The 18559-nt window shown below is 39.4% G+C and carries 16 protein-coding genes; 12 read left to right on the top strand and 4 right to left on the bottom strand.

Annotated features, from left to right (window positions below; translation table 11 throughout):
- Nucleotides 1-18 precede the first annotated feature (18 nt).
- From I6E70_RS19075 to I6E70_RS19045, 7 genes are all read left to right on the top strand, one after another.
- Complete coding sequence (locus I6E70_RS19075) at nucleotides 19-672, top strand: riboflavin synthase (protein WP_007587137.1); 654 nt, start codon at nucleotides 19-21, stop codon at nucleotides 670-672.
- A gap of 29 nt (nucleotides 673-701) precedes the next feature.
- Nucleotides 702-1814, top strand: coding sequence for a bifunctional 3,4-dihydroxy-2-butanone-4-phosphate synthase/GTP cyclohydrolase II (gene ribBA, locus I6E70_RS19070; RefSeq protein WP_010554580.1), 1113 nt, complete (start codon nucleotides 702-704; stop codon nucleotides 1812-1814).
- A 100-nt stretch (nucleotides 1815-1914) separates the two neighbouring features.
- Entirely contained in the window at nucleotides 1915-2379 is a 465-nt protein-coding gene (gene ribH, locus I6E70_RS19065; RefSeq protein WP_007587130.1) for a 6,7-dimethyl-8-ribityllumazine synthase, read from the top strand.
- A 15-nt stretch (nucleotides 2380-2394) separates the two neighbouring features.
- Entirely contained in the window at nucleotides 2395-2805 is a 411-nt protein-coding gene (gene nusB / locus I6E70_RS19060) for a transcription antitermination factor NusB (RefSeq protein WP_007587129.1), read from the top strand.
- Nucleotides 2806-2851: 46 nt separating this feature from the next.
- Entirely contained in the window at nucleotides 2852-3826 is a 975-nt protein-coding gene (thiL, locus tag I6E70_RS19055; protein ID WP_101164009.1) for a thiamine-phosphate kinase, read from the top strand.
- Nucleotides 3823-4308: a phosphatidylglycerophosphatase A family protein gene (locus tag I6E70_RS19050; RefSeq protein ID WP_007587120.1), complete on the top strand. Its 486-nt coding sequence runs from the start codon at nucleotides 3823-3825 to the stop codon at nucleotides 4306-4308. The genes thiL and I6E70_RS19050 overlap by 4 nt, the downstream gene beginning before the upstream one ends.
- A gap of 38 nt (nucleotides 4309-4346) precedes the next feature.
- Nucleotides 4347-7433, top strand: coding sequence for a ligand-binding sensor domain-containing diguanylate cyclase (locus I6E70_RS19045; RefSeq protein ID WP_007587118.1), 3087 nt, complete (start codon nucleotides 4347-4349; stop codon nucleotides 7431-7433).
- Between the two features lie 73 nt (nucleotides 7434-7506).
- Here I6E70_RS19045 and dxs read toward each other — a convergent pair whose 3' ends face one another.
- The 3 genes from dxs to I6E70_RS19030 form a co-directional block, all read right to left on the bottom strand.
- Nucleotides 7507-9369 (bottom strand): 1-deoxy-D-xylulose-5-phosphate synthase, encoded by a 1863-nt coding sequence (dxs, locus tag I6E70_RS19040; protein ID WP_010554578.1) that lies wholly within the window; start codon nucleotides 9367-9369, stop codon nucleotides 7507-7509.
- Between the two features lie 105 nt (nucleotides 9370-9474).
- Nucleotides 9475-10362 carry a (2E,6E)-farnesyl diphosphate synthase gene (gene ispA, locus I6E70_RS19035; RefSeq protein WP_007587115.1) on the bottom strand — a complete coding sequence of 296 codons (888 nt, stop codon included), beginning with the start codon at nucleotides 10360-10362 and terminating at the stop codon, nucleotides 9475-9477.
- 2 nt (nucleotides 10363-10364) lie between these two features.
- Nucleotides 10365-10607: an exodeoxyribonuclease VII small subunit gene (locus tag I6E70_RS19030; protein WP_002961738.1), complete on the bottom strand. Its 243-nt coding sequence runs from the start codon at nucleotides 10605-10607 to the stop codon at nucleotides 10365-10367.
- A 321-nt stretch (nucleotides 10608-10928) separates the two neighbouring features.
- Here I6E70_RS19030 and pomA point away from each other — a divergent pair, with 321 nt between their 5' ends.
- The 4 genes from pomA to I6E70_RS19010 all read left to right on the top strand — a co-directional run bounded on the left by pomA (nucleotide 10929) and on the right by I6E70_RS19010 (nucleotide 15270).
- Entirely contained in the window at nucleotides 10929-11696 is a 768-nt protein-coding gene (pomA, locus tag I6E70_RS19025; RefSeq protein WP_007587114.1) for a flagellar motor protein PomA, read from the top strand.
- Between the two features lie 2 nt (nucleotides 11697-11698).
- Entirely contained in the window at nucleotides 11699-12619 is a 921-nt protein-coding gene (locus I6E70_RS19020; protein ID WP_007587113.1) for a flagellar motor protein MotB, read from the top strand.
- Between the two features lie 151 nt (nucleotides 12620-12770).
- Nucleotides 12771-13259: a hypothetical protein gene (locus I6E70_RS19015; protein ID WP_010554575.1), complete on the top strand. Its 489-nt coding sequence runs from the start codon at nucleotides 12771-12773 to the stop codon at nucleotides 13257-13259.
- A 70-nt stretch (nucleotides 13260-13329) separates the two neighbouring features.
- A complete protein-coding gene (locus I6E70_RS19010; RefSeq protein WP_197189390.1) occupies nucleotides 13330-15270 on the top strand; it encodes a DNA topoisomerase III in 1941 nt (646 codons plus the stop codon).
- A 76-nt stretch (nucleotides 15271-15346) separates the two neighbouring features.
- On the opposite strand, the gene I6E70_RS19005 is transcribed toward I6E70_RS19010, so the two are convergent.
- Nucleotides 15347-16657: a M20 metallopeptidase family protein gene (locus I6E70_RS19005; protein ID WP_197189389.1), complete on the bottom strand. Its 1311-nt coding sequence runs from the start codon at nucleotides 16655-16657 to the stop codon at nucleotides 15347-15349.
- 111 nt (nucleotides 16658-16768) lie between these two features.
- Here I6E70_RS19005 and I6E70_RS19000 point away from each other — a divergent pair, with 111 nt between their 5' ends.
- Nucleotides 16769-17626, top strand: a complete 858-nt coding sequence (locus I6E70_RS19000; RefSeq protein WP_010554572.1) for a tetratricopeptide repeat protein — start codon at nucleotides 16769-16771, stop codon at nucleotides 17624-17626.
- The last annotated feature ends 933 nt before the right edge of the window (nucleotides 17627-18559 follow it).

Raw genomic sequence — 18559 nt, 5'->3', positions numbered from 1 at the left:
AATAAAAAGAGTAGCGCTATGTTTACTGGGATAATAGAAGCCACAGGCAAAATTGCTTTATTACAAAAAAAACAAGGCGACTTAGCCATTCGTATCCAAAGTGCTGACCTTGATATGGAAGACGTAAAGCTAGGCGACAGCATTGCAACCAATGGCGTTTGCTTAACTGTAGTTGATAAACATATTGACGGTTTTAGTGCTGATTTATCTAACGAGACGATTGGTTTAACCGGTTTTGCTCACTATGCTTTAGGGCAAACGGTGAATCTTGAAAAAGCCATGCAACCTGTTTCGCGTTTAGGCGGTCATTTAGTATCTGGCCATGTTGATGGCATAGCAACTATTACAAGCATTACAGCAAACGCTCGAGCAACAGAATATTGGCTTACAACCGAAGAAAATTTAATGAAATACATCCCGTACAAAGGTTCGGTATGTATTGATGGTATAAGCCTGACAGTAAACGCTGTAGAAGGTAATAAATTCAAATTAACAATTGTTCCACATACGAGTGAGCAAACCACAATTGCTCACTTTAAAGTAGGCACTCAAGTTAATTTAGAAGTCGATCAAATTGCACGTTATTTAGAGCGCCTTATAAAAGGTGCAGAGCAACCAACGGGCTCTGATATTTCGATGAGCTTACTCGCTAAAGCGGGTTTTATTAAATAACGAAACTGATAACTTACACGAGCAAATTTATGAATTTACACAGCGCACAAGAAATCATCGACGATATTAAAGCCGGTAAAATGGTTATTTTAATGGATGATGAAGATAGAGAGAATGAAGGCGATTTAATTATTGCCGCAGAGCATATTAGTGCACAAGCTATTAATTTTATGGCGACTCATGGCCGTGGTTTAATTTGTTTAACTATGACGCAAGAGCGTTGTGAGCAACTTGATTTACCTTTAATGGTTAAAAATAATGGTGCTGCATTTTCGACTAACTTTACAATGTCAATAGAAGCATCAAAGGGTGTTACTACAGGTATTTCAGCAGCAGATAGAGCGCGTACAGTGCAAGCGGCTATAGCTAAAGGCGCAGTACCAAGTGATATCGTGCAGCCTGGTCATATTTTTCCAATTATGGCACAACCTGGCGGCGTATTAACTCGCGCAGGACATACTGAAGCTGGCTGTGATTTAGCGCGTTTAGCTGGGCTTGAAGCATCATCTGTTATTGTTGAAATACTTAATGCCGATGGCACCATGGCGCGTCGCCCTGATTTAGAAGTTTTTGCGAAAGAGCATGATATTAAAATTGGTACTATTGCTGATTTAATCGAATACCGTAACTTAAATGAAACAACAATTGAGCAAGTTGCAAAATGTAAGTTACCAACTATTCACGGTGAATTTGATTTAGTTACTTACAAAGACACAATTGACGGCCAATTACATTACGTATTGCTTAAAGGCGATATAAAAGAGCAAGAACCGACAAATGTACGTGTACATTTGCAAAGTACCTTTAACGATATCCTACTTTCAGACAGAAGTGCTGACCGTAGTTGGGGCCTTTCTGAGGCAATGGCTTATATCGCTAAAAATGAAGGTGCTTTAGTTATTTTAGGTAAGCAAGAAAGCACTGAAGAATTAGAGGCAACTGTAAAAGCATTCGCAGCAGCTGATGCTGGCGAAAGCGTTACGCCACGTAAATTCAAAGGTACATCTCGCACGGTTGGTGTTGGTTCGCAAATACTTGCAGATCTTGGAATTAAACAAATGCGATTAATGAGTCGCCCTAAAAAGTACCATGCACTTTCGGGCTTTCATTTAGAAGTTGTTGATTATGTTGAGCCACAATAAGCATCACGCTTAAACTAGGCTATTATTTTATTTTTATGGTATGATGCGCAGCAATTTTTGCGCAATCGCAACCGCTTGAACTTATTTTTAGGGTTATCAAATGAAAATTATTGAAGGTAGTAAGTACGCTCCTGGCAAAAAGTTTGCCATTGTCATTTCTCGTTTTAATGACTTTATCGGTAGCAGCCTCCTTGCAGGTGCTGTTGATGAGCTAAAACGCACTGGTGGCGTATCTGATGACGACATTACCGTTATTTATGTACCAGGCGCGGTAGAATTACCTTTAGCGGCTAAACGCGTTGCGGCAAAAAAAGAGTATGATGCAATCATCGCATTAGGCGTAGTGATCAGAGGTGGTACACCACACTTTGACCTAGTTGCTGGCGAATCAAACAAAGGTCTTGCGCAAGTATCACTTGAGTATGATATCCCGGTTGCATTTGGCGTATTAACCACAGAAAGCATTGAACAAGCAATTGAGCGTGCTGGCACCAAAATGGGCAATAAAGGCGGCGAAGCTGCTTTAGGCGCGCTTGAAATGGTTAATGTGTTAGATAAAATTTAAGTTTAAGGAATTTTTGTGAAACCAGCAGCAAGACGTAAAGCACGTATCTTAGCACTCCAAGCCGTTTATTCTTGGCAAATAAGTGGCAATTTAATTGCCGATATCGAACAACAAATGTTGATCGAAACAGACGTTACTAAAATTGATGTTGAATACTTTAAAGATTTAGCGACGGGTGTTGCTGTAAATTATAAGCAACTAGACGAAGCTGTATCACCACATTTAACACGTCCGTTTAATGACTTAGATATGGTTGAGCGCGCAATTTTACGTTTAAGCAGCTATGAGCTTAAGTTCCGTGAAGATGTACCTTATAAAGTTGCTATCAACGAAGGTATTGAGCTGGCCAAAATATTTGGCGCTGAAGACAGCCATAAATTTGTAAACGGTGTACTTGATAAAGCTGTTAAGCATTTACGCAAGTAAGTAAACCGTTAAAGAGGGGAGCCGGCATAGGCCGGCTTTTTTGTGTATGAAGGAATTTGAATTAATTAACCGCTACTTTAAAGGTCGCGGGATCACCCGTCGTGATGTAAACCTAGGTATAGGGGATGATTGCGCTTTAGTAACCGTTCCACAAAACTGCCAACTTGCCGTTACAACAGATACTCTTGTTGCTGGCGTACACTTTTTTGATGATATTTCCCCTCGTGCATTAGGTCACAGAGCGCTTGCTGTTAATTTAAGTGACTTAGCGGCAATGGGCGCTGAGCCAACATGGGTTTCAGTTGCGTTAACCTTGCCAAGTATTGACCCACAGTGGATTGAAGAGTTTACTGAAGGCATGCATGAAATTGCAGAATACTTTAATGTGCAAATTATAGGTGGCGATACTACGCAAGGTCCATTAACTATCACTATTTGTGCAAAAGGGACTGTACCAGAAGGTACTGCACTTCGCCGTAGTGGTGCGAAAGTGGGTGATTGGATTTATGTTACAGGTCCGCTAGGTGACGCTGGACTTGCAATTGAGTCTCGCAAACAAGGTATAAGTATTGAGCCAGAGCATTTAAAGTACTTAAATAAGCGCTTTGACTTTCCAACACCGCGTGTTGCTGCAGGACAGGTATTGCGAGGCCTTGCATCATCGGCTATTGATGTATCGGACGGTTTAATCGCTGATTTAAGTCATATACTTGATATGTCGCAAGTAAATGCAGTTGTGAATATTGAAAGTATTCCGACTTCAGATGCAATGCAAGCAAGCCTTGATTTTAATCAGCAGCTGCCATTTATTCTAAGTTACGGTGATGATTACGAATTAATTTTTACTGTACCTGATAGCAATAAAAGTATGCTAGAAATAAAACTACGCCAGTATGGTGTAGATGCAACATGCATAGGTCAAATTAAAAGTGGCGATGGTCAAATTGAACTTTTACACAACGGTGAAAAGTTTGATTTTAAGCAGCAAGGTTTTGAGCATTTTGCAAAGGAGCTGGTTTGAACAAAAACCGAAAGTTTAATTTAAAGCGCCCACATCAGTTTTTTGGTTTGGGTTTTGGTACTGGGTTAGCCCCTAAAGCACCTGGTACATTTGGCACTTTTGCTGCATTGCCATTCATTTTTATGACTATGTATTATCCGCTATGGTTGCAAATTGTGTTTGCCGTAGTGATCAGTATATTTGGTATATGGGCCTGCGGTAAAACGGCTGATGATTTAGGCGTGCACGACCATCCTGCTATTGTATGGGATGAAGTGGCAGGCTATTACATTACAATGATTGGTGCAGCACTTAGCTGGCAAACATTACTCGTTGGTTTTTTGTTATTTCGCTTTTTTGATATAGCAAAACCTGGCCCAATCCGTATGCTAGACAAACGAGTACATGGTGGTTTAGGTATTATGGCCGATGATATACTTGCGGGCGTTTTTTCGCTTATATGCTTACAGGCGCTAATAAAAGTGGGTTTACTACCCTTTTAATTTTTTATATTTGATTTGTTTAACTAGGTGGCAGCAATATGATGCGATTTTTACTGGTTTGTGTACTGATGTTGTGCGCGACACCAAGTTGGGCTTCAATTAGTGATTACGTAGTTAAGCAATGGAATATAAAAGATGGTCTACCTTCGCAATCACTTAAAAGCGTAGTACAAGACCAGCAAGGCTATATGTGGCTTGGTACTCAGTTTGGCTTAAGCCGTTTTGATGGCACAACATTTACAAACTACAACACGCAAAATAGCCCGTTCTTGCCTAGTAATGGTATTAATAAACTTTTAGTCGATTCTAGTGGCTTATTATGGGTAGGTACTAAAAGTGGCTTGGTAGTTATTAACCCTGCCACATTTGCAGCACAAGAGTTTAATATTAAAGGTCCGGTAAGAGATATTCTTGAGGACTCTAAAGGCAGCATATGGATTGCGGCTAATGGTTTATACTATGTAGATAGAGGGCAAGTTGATTTACGCACTCAAGTAAATGGTCCCCTACCTATTGTTAATGCTACCGTAATTACCCAAATTGTTGGCTCTGTTAGCCAAATGGCACTCTCTCCTGAAGGTATTTGGCTGGTTAATGATCGTCATTTATTACGCCTTACTAAAAACTCATCAGATTTCTCTAAACTACGTTTAGAGCTTACCGCTAAAATATCGTTACCAGAGCGGTTAGCGCAAACCATAGTGCACGATTTATCATTCTTAAACGGTAATTTGTATATAGCCTCTGAGCTAGGTGCATACTTTTTAGATTTAGATGACGAACTAAGACCTTTTCCTTTACCTAATGCAAATAACTCAGCCGTTTATAAGTTTATGAGTGATACCGATGGTGGCTTATGGGTTTCGACTTATGGACGTTTATTATTTAGAGATAAAACCGGTGAGTGGCAATGGGTAGAACCAAGCCAACTTGATCAAAGCATATGGTTTGCTGATATTTTTAGAGATGATAAAAATAACGTTTGGTTAGCAAGTTTTAGTGAAGGCTTATGGCTTGCCCATGAAGGGCGAGTAGAAAGGCATTCAGCTGTTTCAGATATGACCGAGTCTGTTATGGCTATCAGCCAAGCTCCTGATGGAAAACTGTGGGTTGCTAACAAAAGCGGCATTGGTTATTTCGATTTAGATAAAAGTTTTATTAATTTAGTTCCAAGTAGTAAATATGGATACGCGTCAGTACACGATCTACAATTCGATGGTGAACGATTATATATAGCCACGGGGCGCGGCTTATTTGTTTTTGAAAACAAGACACTCTATACCGTCCCTGGTCGAGCGCTTCGCGATAACCCGGTATTTGCAATAAGTCGCTCTAGTAAAGGCGGTTTTTGGATTGGTACCGGACGCGGTTTATATCGATTAAATTATGCTGGTTTAACGCCTTTTGCATATAACGCTTTTTTAGGTAGTAAGTTTATTACCTACGTATTGGATAAAACAAACTTTGGTGTGATTGGTACTAGTAAAGGCGCATATTACTTTACAGACCGTGGCATTGAAAAAATTGGTGACCAAACAACACTTGAAAGTGCATACGTAACTAGCGTGCTACATATAGATGGCGTGGGTATTTTAATCGGCTCTCTTAACGATGGGCTTTTTTACAGAAGTACGCAAGGGCAGTGGCGTCAACTCGATGCAGCTAATGGCTTACCGTATGGGTCTATATTTAGCCTAGAATATGATGAAAAGTTAAAGCATGTTTGGGTAAGCACCATGAAAGGTGTTTACAGAATGCCTGTAGAGCAATTTAAAACAGAGATAAAAAGCTTAAAAGTTGAAGAAGTGATTTCATCTTTTGACCGTCAACTCGATGGTAAAGCGAATCAATGTTGTAGTGGACTTGGGCATGATGCGGTAGCAGACACCGGCAATTCTATTTGGTACCCAAGCTTACAAGGTGTTGTTGAAATACCTAAAAATGTAGAGCTATTTGGTGTGCTTGCATTAAAGCCAACAATAGAAACAATAACAACACCACTTCGTCATTTAACCACCGCTGCGCTTGGTAAAAAACCATCATTAGAAACAGACGAGCGTGATATAACGCTAACTTACACAGCTATTGATTACTATGCACCAAACAGTATTGAATTTAGATATAAACTAAGTGGCTTAGATAGTGACTGGCGCTATGCTAATACGCGACGTGAAGCTATTTATACTAACTTGCCTCCAGGCTCGTTTTTGTTTCAATTAGAAGCGAAGCGCCAAGGTGAAGACTGGACTAAAGCGCAAGAAGTAGAATACGGTTTTGTAGTGCCTGAGCGCTTTGACGAAACTATTTACTTTAGGCTTTTAATTACCAGTGGCTTTATTTTGCTTTTCTACCTTATTTTTTGGGTGTTTAGAGCGCAAGAGCGTAGAAAACAAGAAGCATTAGAGGGCTTGATCACCGAGCGTACCTTAGAGCTTCGTCAAGCTAATGATAAATTAGGCCAAGTGAATTCACAGCTTAAATTAGTTAGTCACTCAGATGAGCTAACAGGGCTGCGTAGCCGTCGCTTTTTGTTTGATCAACTCCCTAAAGATATTGAACACTTTCAACGTAATTCACAATCGCTGCAGGCACAAGGCAAGTCACTGGTGCTGGTAATTATTAACTTTGATAATTTCAGCCGTATTAATGATGCCTATGGCCCAATTGCAGGTGATAGCTGCTTACAGCAAATGGCTGCATTATTAAATTCGCGTACGCAGGGTTCTGACTATGTGGCACGTTGGAGTGGTGATGAGTTTTTACTATTATTACGTGATTTTAAATGCAATAAAATAGACAGCTATGCTTCAGATCTTTGTAAAGTAATAGCGGCTAATTCATTCCAATTACCAAATGGAAAAACAACTAATATCACGGCATCAATTGGTTGGTCATTTTATCCATTACCACTTTTGGGTGGGCAGGTAATTAGCTGGGAAACATCTATTAACCTAGCTGATATTTCATTGCACCAAGTTAAAAAGCGCGGTGGTGATGGTGTTGCAAATATTACGTTTGATGATCAGCTTGATGCATTTGAGTTTGAACAAAATTCTAACGTTGATCAACAATTAGGTATTTTACAAAGCAATGGCCTAGCTGATATTAAAGTGTGGATGCGCTGATCAGCAATATTTGATATTAAAAAAGGAGCCTAGGCTCCTTTTTTAATATGCTCAACTTTAGATGTATAGGAAGTTAATTAATAAACGCTTTAATAGCGGTTAATATTCCTTGCTCGCCTAACCCCATTTCATCGTGCATTTCATCTTGAGTGCCGTGTTTAATAAACTCATCAGGAATACCTAAGTTAAGGATATTAATATCAGTTTTTTGCGTTGCTAAGAATTCGTTAACTGCAGAGCCGGCACCGCCAGCAATCGCATTATCTTCAAGCGTAACAATTACATCGTGGCTAGTTGCAAGCTCATTTAAAAGTGCGGTATCAAGTGGTTTAATAAAACGCATATTAACAAGCGTTGCATCTAATTCATCTGCAGCAAGCTGTGCATTTTCAAGTAATGTACCGAACGATAAAATGGCAATTTTACTGCCTTTCTTAATTGTATCTGCCTTACCTATTTCAAGCAGTTGCATAGTGCTTTCAATGTCTGCAGTACCTGCACTACCTCGAGGATAACGAACTGCAACAGGGCAGTTTGCTTTATAACCGGTGTATAGCATTTGGCGGCATTCGTTGGTATCGCTTGGTGCCATAATTACCATATTTGGAATGCAGCGCATAAAGCTTAAATCGTACGCACCTTGGTGAGTTTCACCATCGGCTCCAACAATACCAGCGCGGTCAATGGCAAATAATACAGGTAAGTTTTGCAGTGCAACATCATGTATTAATTGGTCATACGCACGTTGTAAAAAGCTTGAGTAAATAGCAACAACAGGTTTTAAACCTTCACAGGCAAAGCCAGCGGCTAAAGTAACGGCATGCTGCTCAGCAATAGCTACATCAAAGTATTGATCTGGATGCTCTTTAGAAAAACGTACCATGCCTGAACCTTCGCGCATTGCAGGCGTGATAGCCATTAACTTACTGTCTTGTTCGGCCATATCACATAACCAATCGCCGAATACTTTTGAAAAAGTAGCAGCACTAGGTTTAGATTTAGGTAGGCTAGTTGTGCTCGGATCGAATTTTGGTACACCATGATAGCCAATAGGATCGGCTTCAGCCGGTTTGTAGCCCTTACCTTTTTGGGTTTTTATATGTAAAAGCTGTGGGCCTTTTAAATTACGCATATTACGTAATGTATCTACAAGCATGTTTACATCGTGACCATCAATGGGACCAATGTAATTTAGGCCTAATTCTTCAAAGAAGGTACCCGGGATCATCATGCCTTTAATGTGCTCTTCCATTTTACTGGCAAGTTGCTTTACCGGAGGCACACCTGAGAGTAACTTTTTACTACCTTCACGAATGTTAGTATAAAAGCTACCTGATAAAATTCGAGCAAAGTGATTTGTTAATGCGCCAACATTTTCAGAAATCGACATTTCGTTATCATTTAAAATAATAAGCATGTCTGATTTTACATCACCTAAATGATTCATCGCTTCAAATGCCATGCCTGCGGTTATAGCTCCGTCACCAATAATGGCTACAGACTTTCGACCTTTACCTTCTTTTTGTGCAGCAATAGACATACCTAAGGCAGCTGAAATAGAGGTGCTTGAATGGCCTACGCTAAACGTATCGTATTGGCTTTCATCGCGAAAAGGAAAAGGGTGTAAACCGTCTTTTTGGCGAATGGTGTGCATTTGCTCGCGACGACCAGTAAGAATTTTATGCGGATAAGCTTGATGACCCACATCCCAAACTAGGCGATCGTCTGGAGTGTTATAAACATAATGCAGCGCAACGGTTAGTTCAACCGTCCCTAAACCAGACGCTAGATGACCGCTACTTTGCGATACTGAGTTGAGTAAATAATCGCGCAGCTCATTGCTAAATGCAGGGAGTTTGTCTTGCGCTAAGTCACGCAATTGGGCTGGCTCGTCAACCAAATTAAGTAATGGATACTTGCTACTATCAAGTGTCATGGTTTTATATATATCCTTCGCTAACATTAATTAATTCAAAGCTTTTACGAATAATTAATGTTGAGTAATAATGTCAGTGCTAATTGCAATACGTATGAGCAAAAATTAGTGGTCACGCTCAATTAGATAATTTGCTAGCGACGCAAGAAGTGTTGTGTCAGCATCTATATTTGCTAACGCTTCATGGGCTTGTTGTATTAAATTCTGCGCCTTTTCTTTAGCGCCTAGCATACCTAATAACGCCGGATATGTCGCTTTATTCGCGGCAATATCGGAGCCTTGTGGCTTTCCTAAAATAACTGTATCGCCTTCAACATCTAAAATGTCGTCGTGTACTTGAAATGCTAGCCCTATAGCATACCCAAAAACACTTAAATTTTCTAAGGTTTGTTGATCAGCCTTTTCACTGCACAGTGCACCAAGTGTAATTGCGCAATTAATTAGAGCCCCGGTTTTTAGCTTATGTATTCGCTCAAGCTCTTGTACGGTAATTACTTTATCTGTTGCTGCTATATCAAGGCCTTGTCCGCCAACCATACCCTGAAGGCCTGATGCGTGGGCAAGTGTAGCAATCATTTTTACTTGTGTTTGCGATGAGCATTCAAATTTGTGATTCGCAATAAGCTCAAAAGCAAGAGTTTGAAGAGCATCACCGGCTAAAATTGCATTTGCCTCGCCAAACTCTATATGACAAGTAGGGCGTCCGCGGCGTAAGTCGTCATCGTCCATTGCTGGTAAGTCATCATGGACTAACGAATAGCTATGAATACACTCAATTGCAGCAGCAAGTACGTTTAAGTCTTGATGGTTTGCGCCGAGCATTTTACCTGTGGCATAAACTAAAAATGGACGTAATCTTTTACCGCCATTAAATAATCCATACTGGGTGGCGTTCTTTACCGTTTCTTCTGTATCGAGAGGCTGGTTAAAATGCTGTTGTAAGGTCGCTACTACATCTTTTTGAGCACGTTCAATATGATTTTTTATGCTCACAGCTATTCCATATCATTATCAAAGTTTGTAAGTACTGACTTTTCGCCATTCCCCATCAAAATTGATACTTTTTGTTCTGCTTGCTGTAATTTCCCTGATGAAGCACTTGCTAATGCAATTCCACGCTCAAATTGCTTTAACGATTGCTCAAGCGATAAGTCACCTTGTTCCATGTCACTAACGATTGTAGATAATTCTTCTAGTGCTTGTTCGAAACTTAAGTTTTCAGGTTTTTTAGTCGCCATCTTTATTTCAGCTTACATAATAAATTTAGGGGTCAATTTTAGGGGGAATGCTAAACTAGGTCAAAGGATGATATTGGTTTTTTACCTTTATAACGTTAAATTATATTTCAAGTGCATTAATAAAGCCTTAATAGCGGTCTGTTGGTTTAATAAATCAATTGATAATTAGGTAGCCTTTATAACTTGATCTAAGATAGTGCTAAAGGCTGCTTTTTATGTTTATTTATAAAAATGGCTTAAGCAATTCAATATGTTGCCGATAAGCAGTTAATAATAAAAGTTTATGATAAGGCCATTAAGCATGAAACTTCTGGAGGAAATGTGGATTTAGCAACCATAATCGGGATCCTAGGCGCAATTGGCTTAATTGTCATGTCTATGTTTATGAGTAGTAGCGGTGAAATGGCTATGTTTTACAATACCCCGTCGGTGGTTATTGTATTTGGTGGTTCACTCTTTATTGTTTTATCAAACTTCACCATGTCGCAATTTTTGGGGATAGGTAAAGTTGTTGCCAAAGCGTTTATGTTTAAAATCGAAACGCCAGAAATACTTATCGAAAAAGCAGTAGAACTTGCGGATTCAGCTCGTAAAGGCGGTTTTTTAGCACTCGAAGAAGCTGAAATTCCAAACCCCTTTATGCGCAAAGGCGTCGATATGCTCGTTGATGGCCACGACGCAGATGTAGTTCGCGCTACACTTCAAAAAGATATTTCTCTAACCACGACTCGCCATGAATTGGGCGCGGGTTTATTTAAGTCGTTAGCTGATATAGGGCCTGCAATGGGTATGATTGGTACTCTAATTGGTTTGGTTGCAATGTTGTCTAACATGGATGACCCAAAGGCAATTGGTCCGGCAATGGCAGTAGCACTATTAACAACTTTATATGGCGCGTTTTTAGCCAATGTTGTGGCAATTCCTATTCAGGTAAAACTTGAACTGCGTAAAGACGAGGAAGCGATGAATCAGCGTTTAATTTTGGATGCTATTTTAGGTATACAAGATGGTCAAAATCCAAAAGTAATCGAAGGTATTTTGAAAAATTACTTAGCTGAATCTAAACGCAAAGTAGATACCGAGGAGTAACTATGTCTGATCAAGAGTGCAAATGTCCACCACCAGGTCTACCTGCATGGATGGGAACGTTTGCCGATTTAATGTCACTGTTAATGTGCTTTTTTGTACTCTTGCTCGCGTTTTCAGAAATGGATGTACTTAAGTTTAAACAAATCGCGGGCTCTATGAAGTTTGCTTTTGGTGTGCAGAATAAAATTGAAGTAAAAGACATCCCTAAAGGGACCTCTGTTATTGCCATGGAGTTTACCCCAGGCAAACCAGAGCCAACCCCAATAGAAACCATTCAGCAGCAAACAGTCGAAATGACTCAACAAATGTTAGAGTTTCAGGCTGGCGATGAAAGCTCAGCAGGCGGCAGGCAAGAACAGCGAGGGGATAAACGCGGTGGCGAATCTCGTAGTACCTCACAAGAAGAATCTTCTGAGCAAGCAACTTCAGCAGCCGATCAGGAGCAAACTAACGAGCTTGTTAAAAAGATAGCGCAGCAGCTTGAAAAGCAAATAATCGATGGCGCAATTGAGCTTGAGTCTTTAGGGCAGCAAATAATTATTCGCATTAGAGAGAATGGTTCATTTCCTTCAGGTAGTGCATTTTTACAACCTAAGTTTAAACCTATAATTCAAGATATCGGTGTGCTGTTAAAAGATGTACCCGGTGAAATAACAGTATCTGGCCATACAGATGATTTTCAGGTATCGAATGAGTTATATATTAATAATTGGGACCTATCATCAAAGCGTGCTGTAGCCGTTGCAAGTGAACTGCAAAAAGTCCAAGGATTTGATAAAACCCGAATGATGGTGGTTGGTCGAGCTGAAACACGACCACTTGTACCGAATGACACCGATGAAGATCGCCGCAGGAATCGCCGAGTAGAAATATCTATATTACAAGGTAAAGCAAAAGAGTCAGCTCCTATAGATGTAAGATAACTTTTATTGGCAAACACACTTATTTATCATAAAGTATGCTTTCTTTAACAAATGTAACGGAATAGTTTATGAAAAAGGTCGATAAGTTTAGTCATATGCCAGGAAATGGCGGTGGTAATGACGATGATGAAAAAAAACTTGATTAACTCTAATGCCTGAATGGTTTTTAAAGACTATATTGATATTAGATACTAGTTGGGTGTTTATTTTAAGCCCTGCTATTTTCATCTTTTATTTTAGAAAAGATTATTTGGCCCTGCGTTTCGCTTTAATTACAGCCGCTTTTTTTTTATATGGAACCATTATTCATCCTTACTTGAAAGAGTTTGATAATGGGATTTATGTTTATCGATACCTTGTTTGGGCCCTTAATGATATTGCTTGGATGGCACTCATCGCATATCTGGGTTTAAAAGATAAGGTTTATTTATGGCAATGCGTATTAGGTCAATTGGTTGTTATTATGGCACCAATTTTACAGCTATTTAGATTAGTCGACCGCCATTTATGGGATCTTTCTTATAGTACATACATTTATAAAACCTTATTGCCATTTATTAATATAGGCACCGTTGTTGTTTGTTATCTTCCGCTTATTTATATTTTAACAAAAGACAAAAAAAGCCCAGCTAGCCAATAGTTACAAAAAGTTCCCTCCTTTAAAATAGCTGTGCTAGACTACTGTTTATATAAACAGTGATGAGCAGGCTATGAAACTCTACATTGCAGAAAAACCTTCACTTGGACGCGCTATTGCTGATGCGTTACCAAAACCACATAAAAAATATGATGGTTATATAGAAGTCGCTAATGGCGATTGTGTATCGTGGTGTATTGGACATTTGCTAGAACAAGCAGAACCCGATGATTACGATGAGCGCTTTAAAAAGTGGCAGTTTGAACACTTACCTATAATACCTGAACAGTGGAAGTTAAAAGCCAAAACCAAAACTCGCAAACAGCTCACTGTTTTAAAAAAATTAATTAAACAAGCCTCGCAACTTATTCACGCTGGCGATCCAGACCGTGAAGGCCAGCTACTAGTCGATCAAGTAATTGAAGAAGCTAAAATAAGTCAGGCTAAAAAGCAGAGTACGCAACGTTTACTCATTAGTGATTTAAACTTATCGGCGGTAAAAAAATCACTGGGTACTATGCGTTCTAATCGAGATTTTATTCCGCTAAGTGTATCTGCTTTAGCGCGCTCTCGTGCTGATTGGCTATTTGGTATGAATTTAACACGTGCATACACACTAGCTGGGCAAAAAGCAGGGTTTGGTAATGTGCTTTCGGTAGGGCGAGTACAAACCCCTATTTTAGGTCTTGTTGTTAATAGAGATAACGAAATAGCACACTTTGTATCTAAGCCTTTTTACGATGTACTGGCGCATTTACTTACTCCAGATAACCAGCCATTCATAGCTAAGTGGGTTCCTAGTAAAGCATGTGAGCCACATCAAGATGAAGAAGGGCGAATACTTAACAAAGCACTCGCACAAAATGTTGCTTCACGCATTACAAAGCAAAGTGCTGAGCTTACTTCACTTGACCAAAAACAAAAAAAACAAAGTGCTCCATTACCTTATAATTTATCTGCACTGCAAATAGATTCGGCTAAAGCATTTGGTATGCCAGCTCAAAAGGTGTTGGATATTTGCCAAATACTTTACGAACGTCATAAACTAATTACTTACCCACGCTCTGATAATCGTTATTTACCTAAAGATCACCATCAAGATGCATCTGCTATTTTTAAAGCTATAAGTGCTAATGGTGGGCAAAGCAGTGAATTAGTAAATGGGGCTGATGTAAAAAAGCGTAGTAAATGTTTTAACGATTCAAAAGTGGCTGCCCATCATGCCATTGTGCCTACGGCTAAGCAGTTAAAGTCAGCGAGTTTGAGCGGTGACGAAGCGAAGGTATATCAATTAATAAGCCGCCATTACCTAATTCAGTTTTATCCCGACTATATATATAACGAAACTAAAGCAGAGATAACAATCGCTGGCGGATTATTTAAAGCAAATGCAAAACAAGATGTAAGCTTAGGCTTTAAGGTATTAATGGGTAAGTCTGAATTAAAAGATGAAGCTACGTTACCTCCTTTAACAAAAGGTATGTCTCTTTTTTGTGAGCAAGGCGAAGTAGTCGAAAAGCATACATCACCCCCTGCTTATTTTACCGATGCTACATTATTGGCTGCGATGACCGGCATTAGTCGTTATGTTAAAGATCCACAAATTAAAAAAGTATTAAAAGACACTGATGGTTTAGGTACGGAGGCAACACGTGCGGGAATAATCGAGTTGCTATTTAAGCGGCGTTTTTTAAAACGTGAAGGTAAGTCAATTAGAGCGACCGAAACGGGACTTGCCCTTATTAGCGTATTACCACAAGGTTTAGCGAGTCCTGATTTAACCGCAAAGTGGGAATCGAGCTTAGGTGATATCGCGCAGCAAGTAATGAGTTATCAGCAATTTTTACAGCCTTTACTTGCTGACCTAAATGGGTTTGTACAATTAGCAGCAAACTGCGATAGCAATGCATTTGCAAGGTTACCAAAAAGCTCACCTAAAAAACGCTTTGCTAAACGAGGTGGAAAAGCGACCTTTAAAAAGTCGAGTTATAAAAAAAGCTCTGTTGCTAGTTAGCTACAGAGCCATTTTATTAAACGATATTACTTAACCTGAACTCTACTTGAGATAGATTTATTATCCAGAATTCAGGTTACTTATTAAATAAACCAACAGCAGCGTTACTCATTGCTTTTATTCCGGTAGGGATAGCAACTTTATAATCTGGTGCAAATTTACTAGAGTGTAGGGAAGGGAGTACTTCACCTGCTTTTATCGAATCTGCATATTGTGCTTGGTTTACGCCACCTAGCCAAAATAAGGTAATCGGGATGTTTTCATCGGTGCGTCCGTATAGGCCAAAGTCTTCACCTGCCATTACAGCTTGTGTTTCAAGCACATTAGTATCACCAATTGCGCTGGCAATAGAGTTTCTAACAATGTCTGTTTGTGCAGGGTTATTATAAGTAGATGGAATAGATTCATCTTCATGTACATATACTACAGGGTAGTTTGATTCATTTAGGCCAGCACTTTGTGCAATACCTGCCGTGATTCGTTTTATTGCTGCTATTTGAGCACTTCTAACATTTGGGTTATAGCTTCTGAGAGTGAGTTGTAGTTTTACTTCATCCGAAATCACATTATGTTTTGAGCCACCATGAATAGACCCAACGGTAATAACCGAAGGCTCTAGCGGTGAAAGTTCTCGGCTTGTGATTGTTTGCAGAGCAAGTACTGTGCGTGCAGCTATAATCACAGGGTCTATAGTTGTATGCGGATAAGCACCATGACCACCTTTACCTTTTATTGTAATATCGACAGAATCTACACTTGCCATAGTGTATTCATTTTTCATTGATACCTTACCAGCGGGGACGCTAGCACTTACATGCAAAGCAATTATATGATCAGGTTTTTCATATTTACTAAATAGTCCTTCGCCTAACATGGCTTTAGCACCCCCACCAACTTCTTCGGCAGGCTGTGCAACCATCATCAAAGTGCCTTTCCATTGATCTTTGTGTACTATTAATTGCTCAGCAGTACCAATAAAAGAGCTCATGTGAATATCGTGGCCACAACCGTGCATTACACCTACTTTCGCACCATGCTCGTCTATTACTTTAACTTTTGAGGCATAGGACTTTCCTGTCTGCTCTATAATAGGTAAGCCATCGGTGTCAGTACGGATCATCACGGTTGGACCGTTTCCGTTTTTGTAAATGCCGACAACACCAAAGCCACCTACATTACTTGTTACTTTAAAACCCAGCTGAGTTAATTTATCCGCTATTTTATTACCCGTTTCTTGTTCGTGATAAGAAAGCTCTGGCGATTGGTGTAAATCGAGGTAAAACTTTTCTATAGCTGGCATGGTTTTGCTTAAATTCAAATCGAGTCCATTTGCTTGTACTAATGGGCTTGCTAATAAAAGTATTGCACTTAGATAAGTTAATTTCATGTTTTCCCTCATTGTTGAATATGTATACCGGATGATTTAGGTATATGACTTGTAATTATTATGTTCACCACCATATAAAAACCTAAATAGATGAATATGGCAATCAATTCAATGAGCAACATAGTTAGTATTAATGCGCAAAACCTTCAACAAGTACTCGGTGAAACATCACAGCAAAAATTGGTGTTGCTTAACTTTTTCTCTCCTCAAAGTCCTGACTGCATCGGACAGGCTGCAATTTTAGATAAAATAGCGGCTGAATATGCAAGCTATATAGTAGTAGCAAACCTAGATTGCGATGCAGAGCAAGCACTCGCTTCTCAACTTGCGCAACAAGTTGGTCTGCAAACACTGCCTACGCTTGTATTATTAAAAGACTCTGCACCAGTAGATTTACTTGCAGGTGTTCAAAGTGAGGCACAAATACGCGAAGCCCTAGCAAAGCATTTACCTGCGCAACAAGACTTACTGTTAGAGCAAGCAAAACAAGCGTTATTAAAGTCAGATTTAAATGCTGCATTCAATTATGCAAAGCAAGCTTATGAAATAGACAGCGGTAATGCACGCATCAAATTAGTGCTTGCAGATATATGTATTCAAATTCACAAGGTAGATGAAGCCCAAGCGCTTATAAATACAATAGACGTACAAGAGCAAGATGCTTACTTTAATAATATAAAAGCAAAATGCGAAGCTGCGCTTGAAGCAAAAGACTCACCAGAGATTAAAGAAAAGCAACAACAAGTAGAAAAGTACCCAAATGACCTAGAATTAAAAGAAGAGCTTAGTATTTTACTCAATGAAGCAGGCAGAAAAGAAGAAGCATTGGATATACTATTTACAGTGCTGCAAAAAGATCTGAATTTCAATGAAGCGAAACCAAGCTTTTTAGCCATTATTGCCTCTTTACCTGATGGCGACGCACTCGCAGCAAAGTATCGTCGCAAGTTATATAGTATTTTATACTAGGGTCTGTTGCTCTTTGCGGATTAAAATTTGTTCAAACCAGGGGGTGTTTAATCGCGGTGCGAGATTTGTAACCTAGTGGGCTCGGTAACTGCTCCTGCGTTACCCTACTGGCTTACATCCATGTAAGAATAAGTAAAAACCGAGTAACAAAGAGTAAATAGCCCCTAGGAAGAACCCTTTGGGCAGCGCCTGTTTGGCATTAATGCTACGTTATCGCCTATTTATGGGGAGTAACCACACTACATAGGCTCTGCCTTGCCTGAATACCAAACAGGCTGCTGCAAATTTAACCTTGAAAGATAAACAGACCCTAGATTCTAATAACTATTACTTTTGAGAAGCACCTAAATAAGGTGCTTTTTGCATTTTTAAGGTTTTAATTAAAAGCTATAGAATGGTTTAGCTATGTAAAAACAAGAGTTATCAACAGGTTTTTGTGGGTAACTTGTGCTTATCATGTGTGCTTGCTTGGGGCTTAATTTTAATTACTATTTTATGCAAATAACGCTTGCGTAAAATCCGCCGCTCCCTATAATGCGACCCCACTGAGACGGGAAACGCCAACGCATAGCGAGGCACGAACTACTCAGAGAGTAAAATAAAACTTCGGTTTTAAATTATCGAAAGAAAGTTTAAAACTAAGTGTTGACTCGAAAAATAAAGGGTGTATTATTCGCATCCCTTGAGACGCTAAAGCGACTCAAAACGTTCTTTAACAATATAAAGCAATCATCTGTGTGGGCACTCGTACAGATTGAGTTCTAACAGCCAACCTACTTACTCTTTATGAGTAATTAGCGAGGCAAACAAATTTAGAGTCTCAATTGAAAACTGAGTGACCAACAGAATAGTTATTTCGGTAATTATTCGGCACAGTCAATTCAATATCGAAAGATATTAAAATAAATTCAGAATTCATTGAGCTGTCGAAAG

This window comes from Pseudoalteromonas sp. NGC95, from assembly GCF_015864705.1.
Taxonomy (GTDB): domain Bacteria; phylum Pseudomonadota; class Gammaproteobacteria; order Enterobacterales; family Alteromonadaceae; genus Pseudoalteromonas; species Pseudoalteromonas arctica.
Note: the sequence above shows the minus strand (reverse complement) of the source record. Positions and strands in the feature narration are given on the sequence as shown.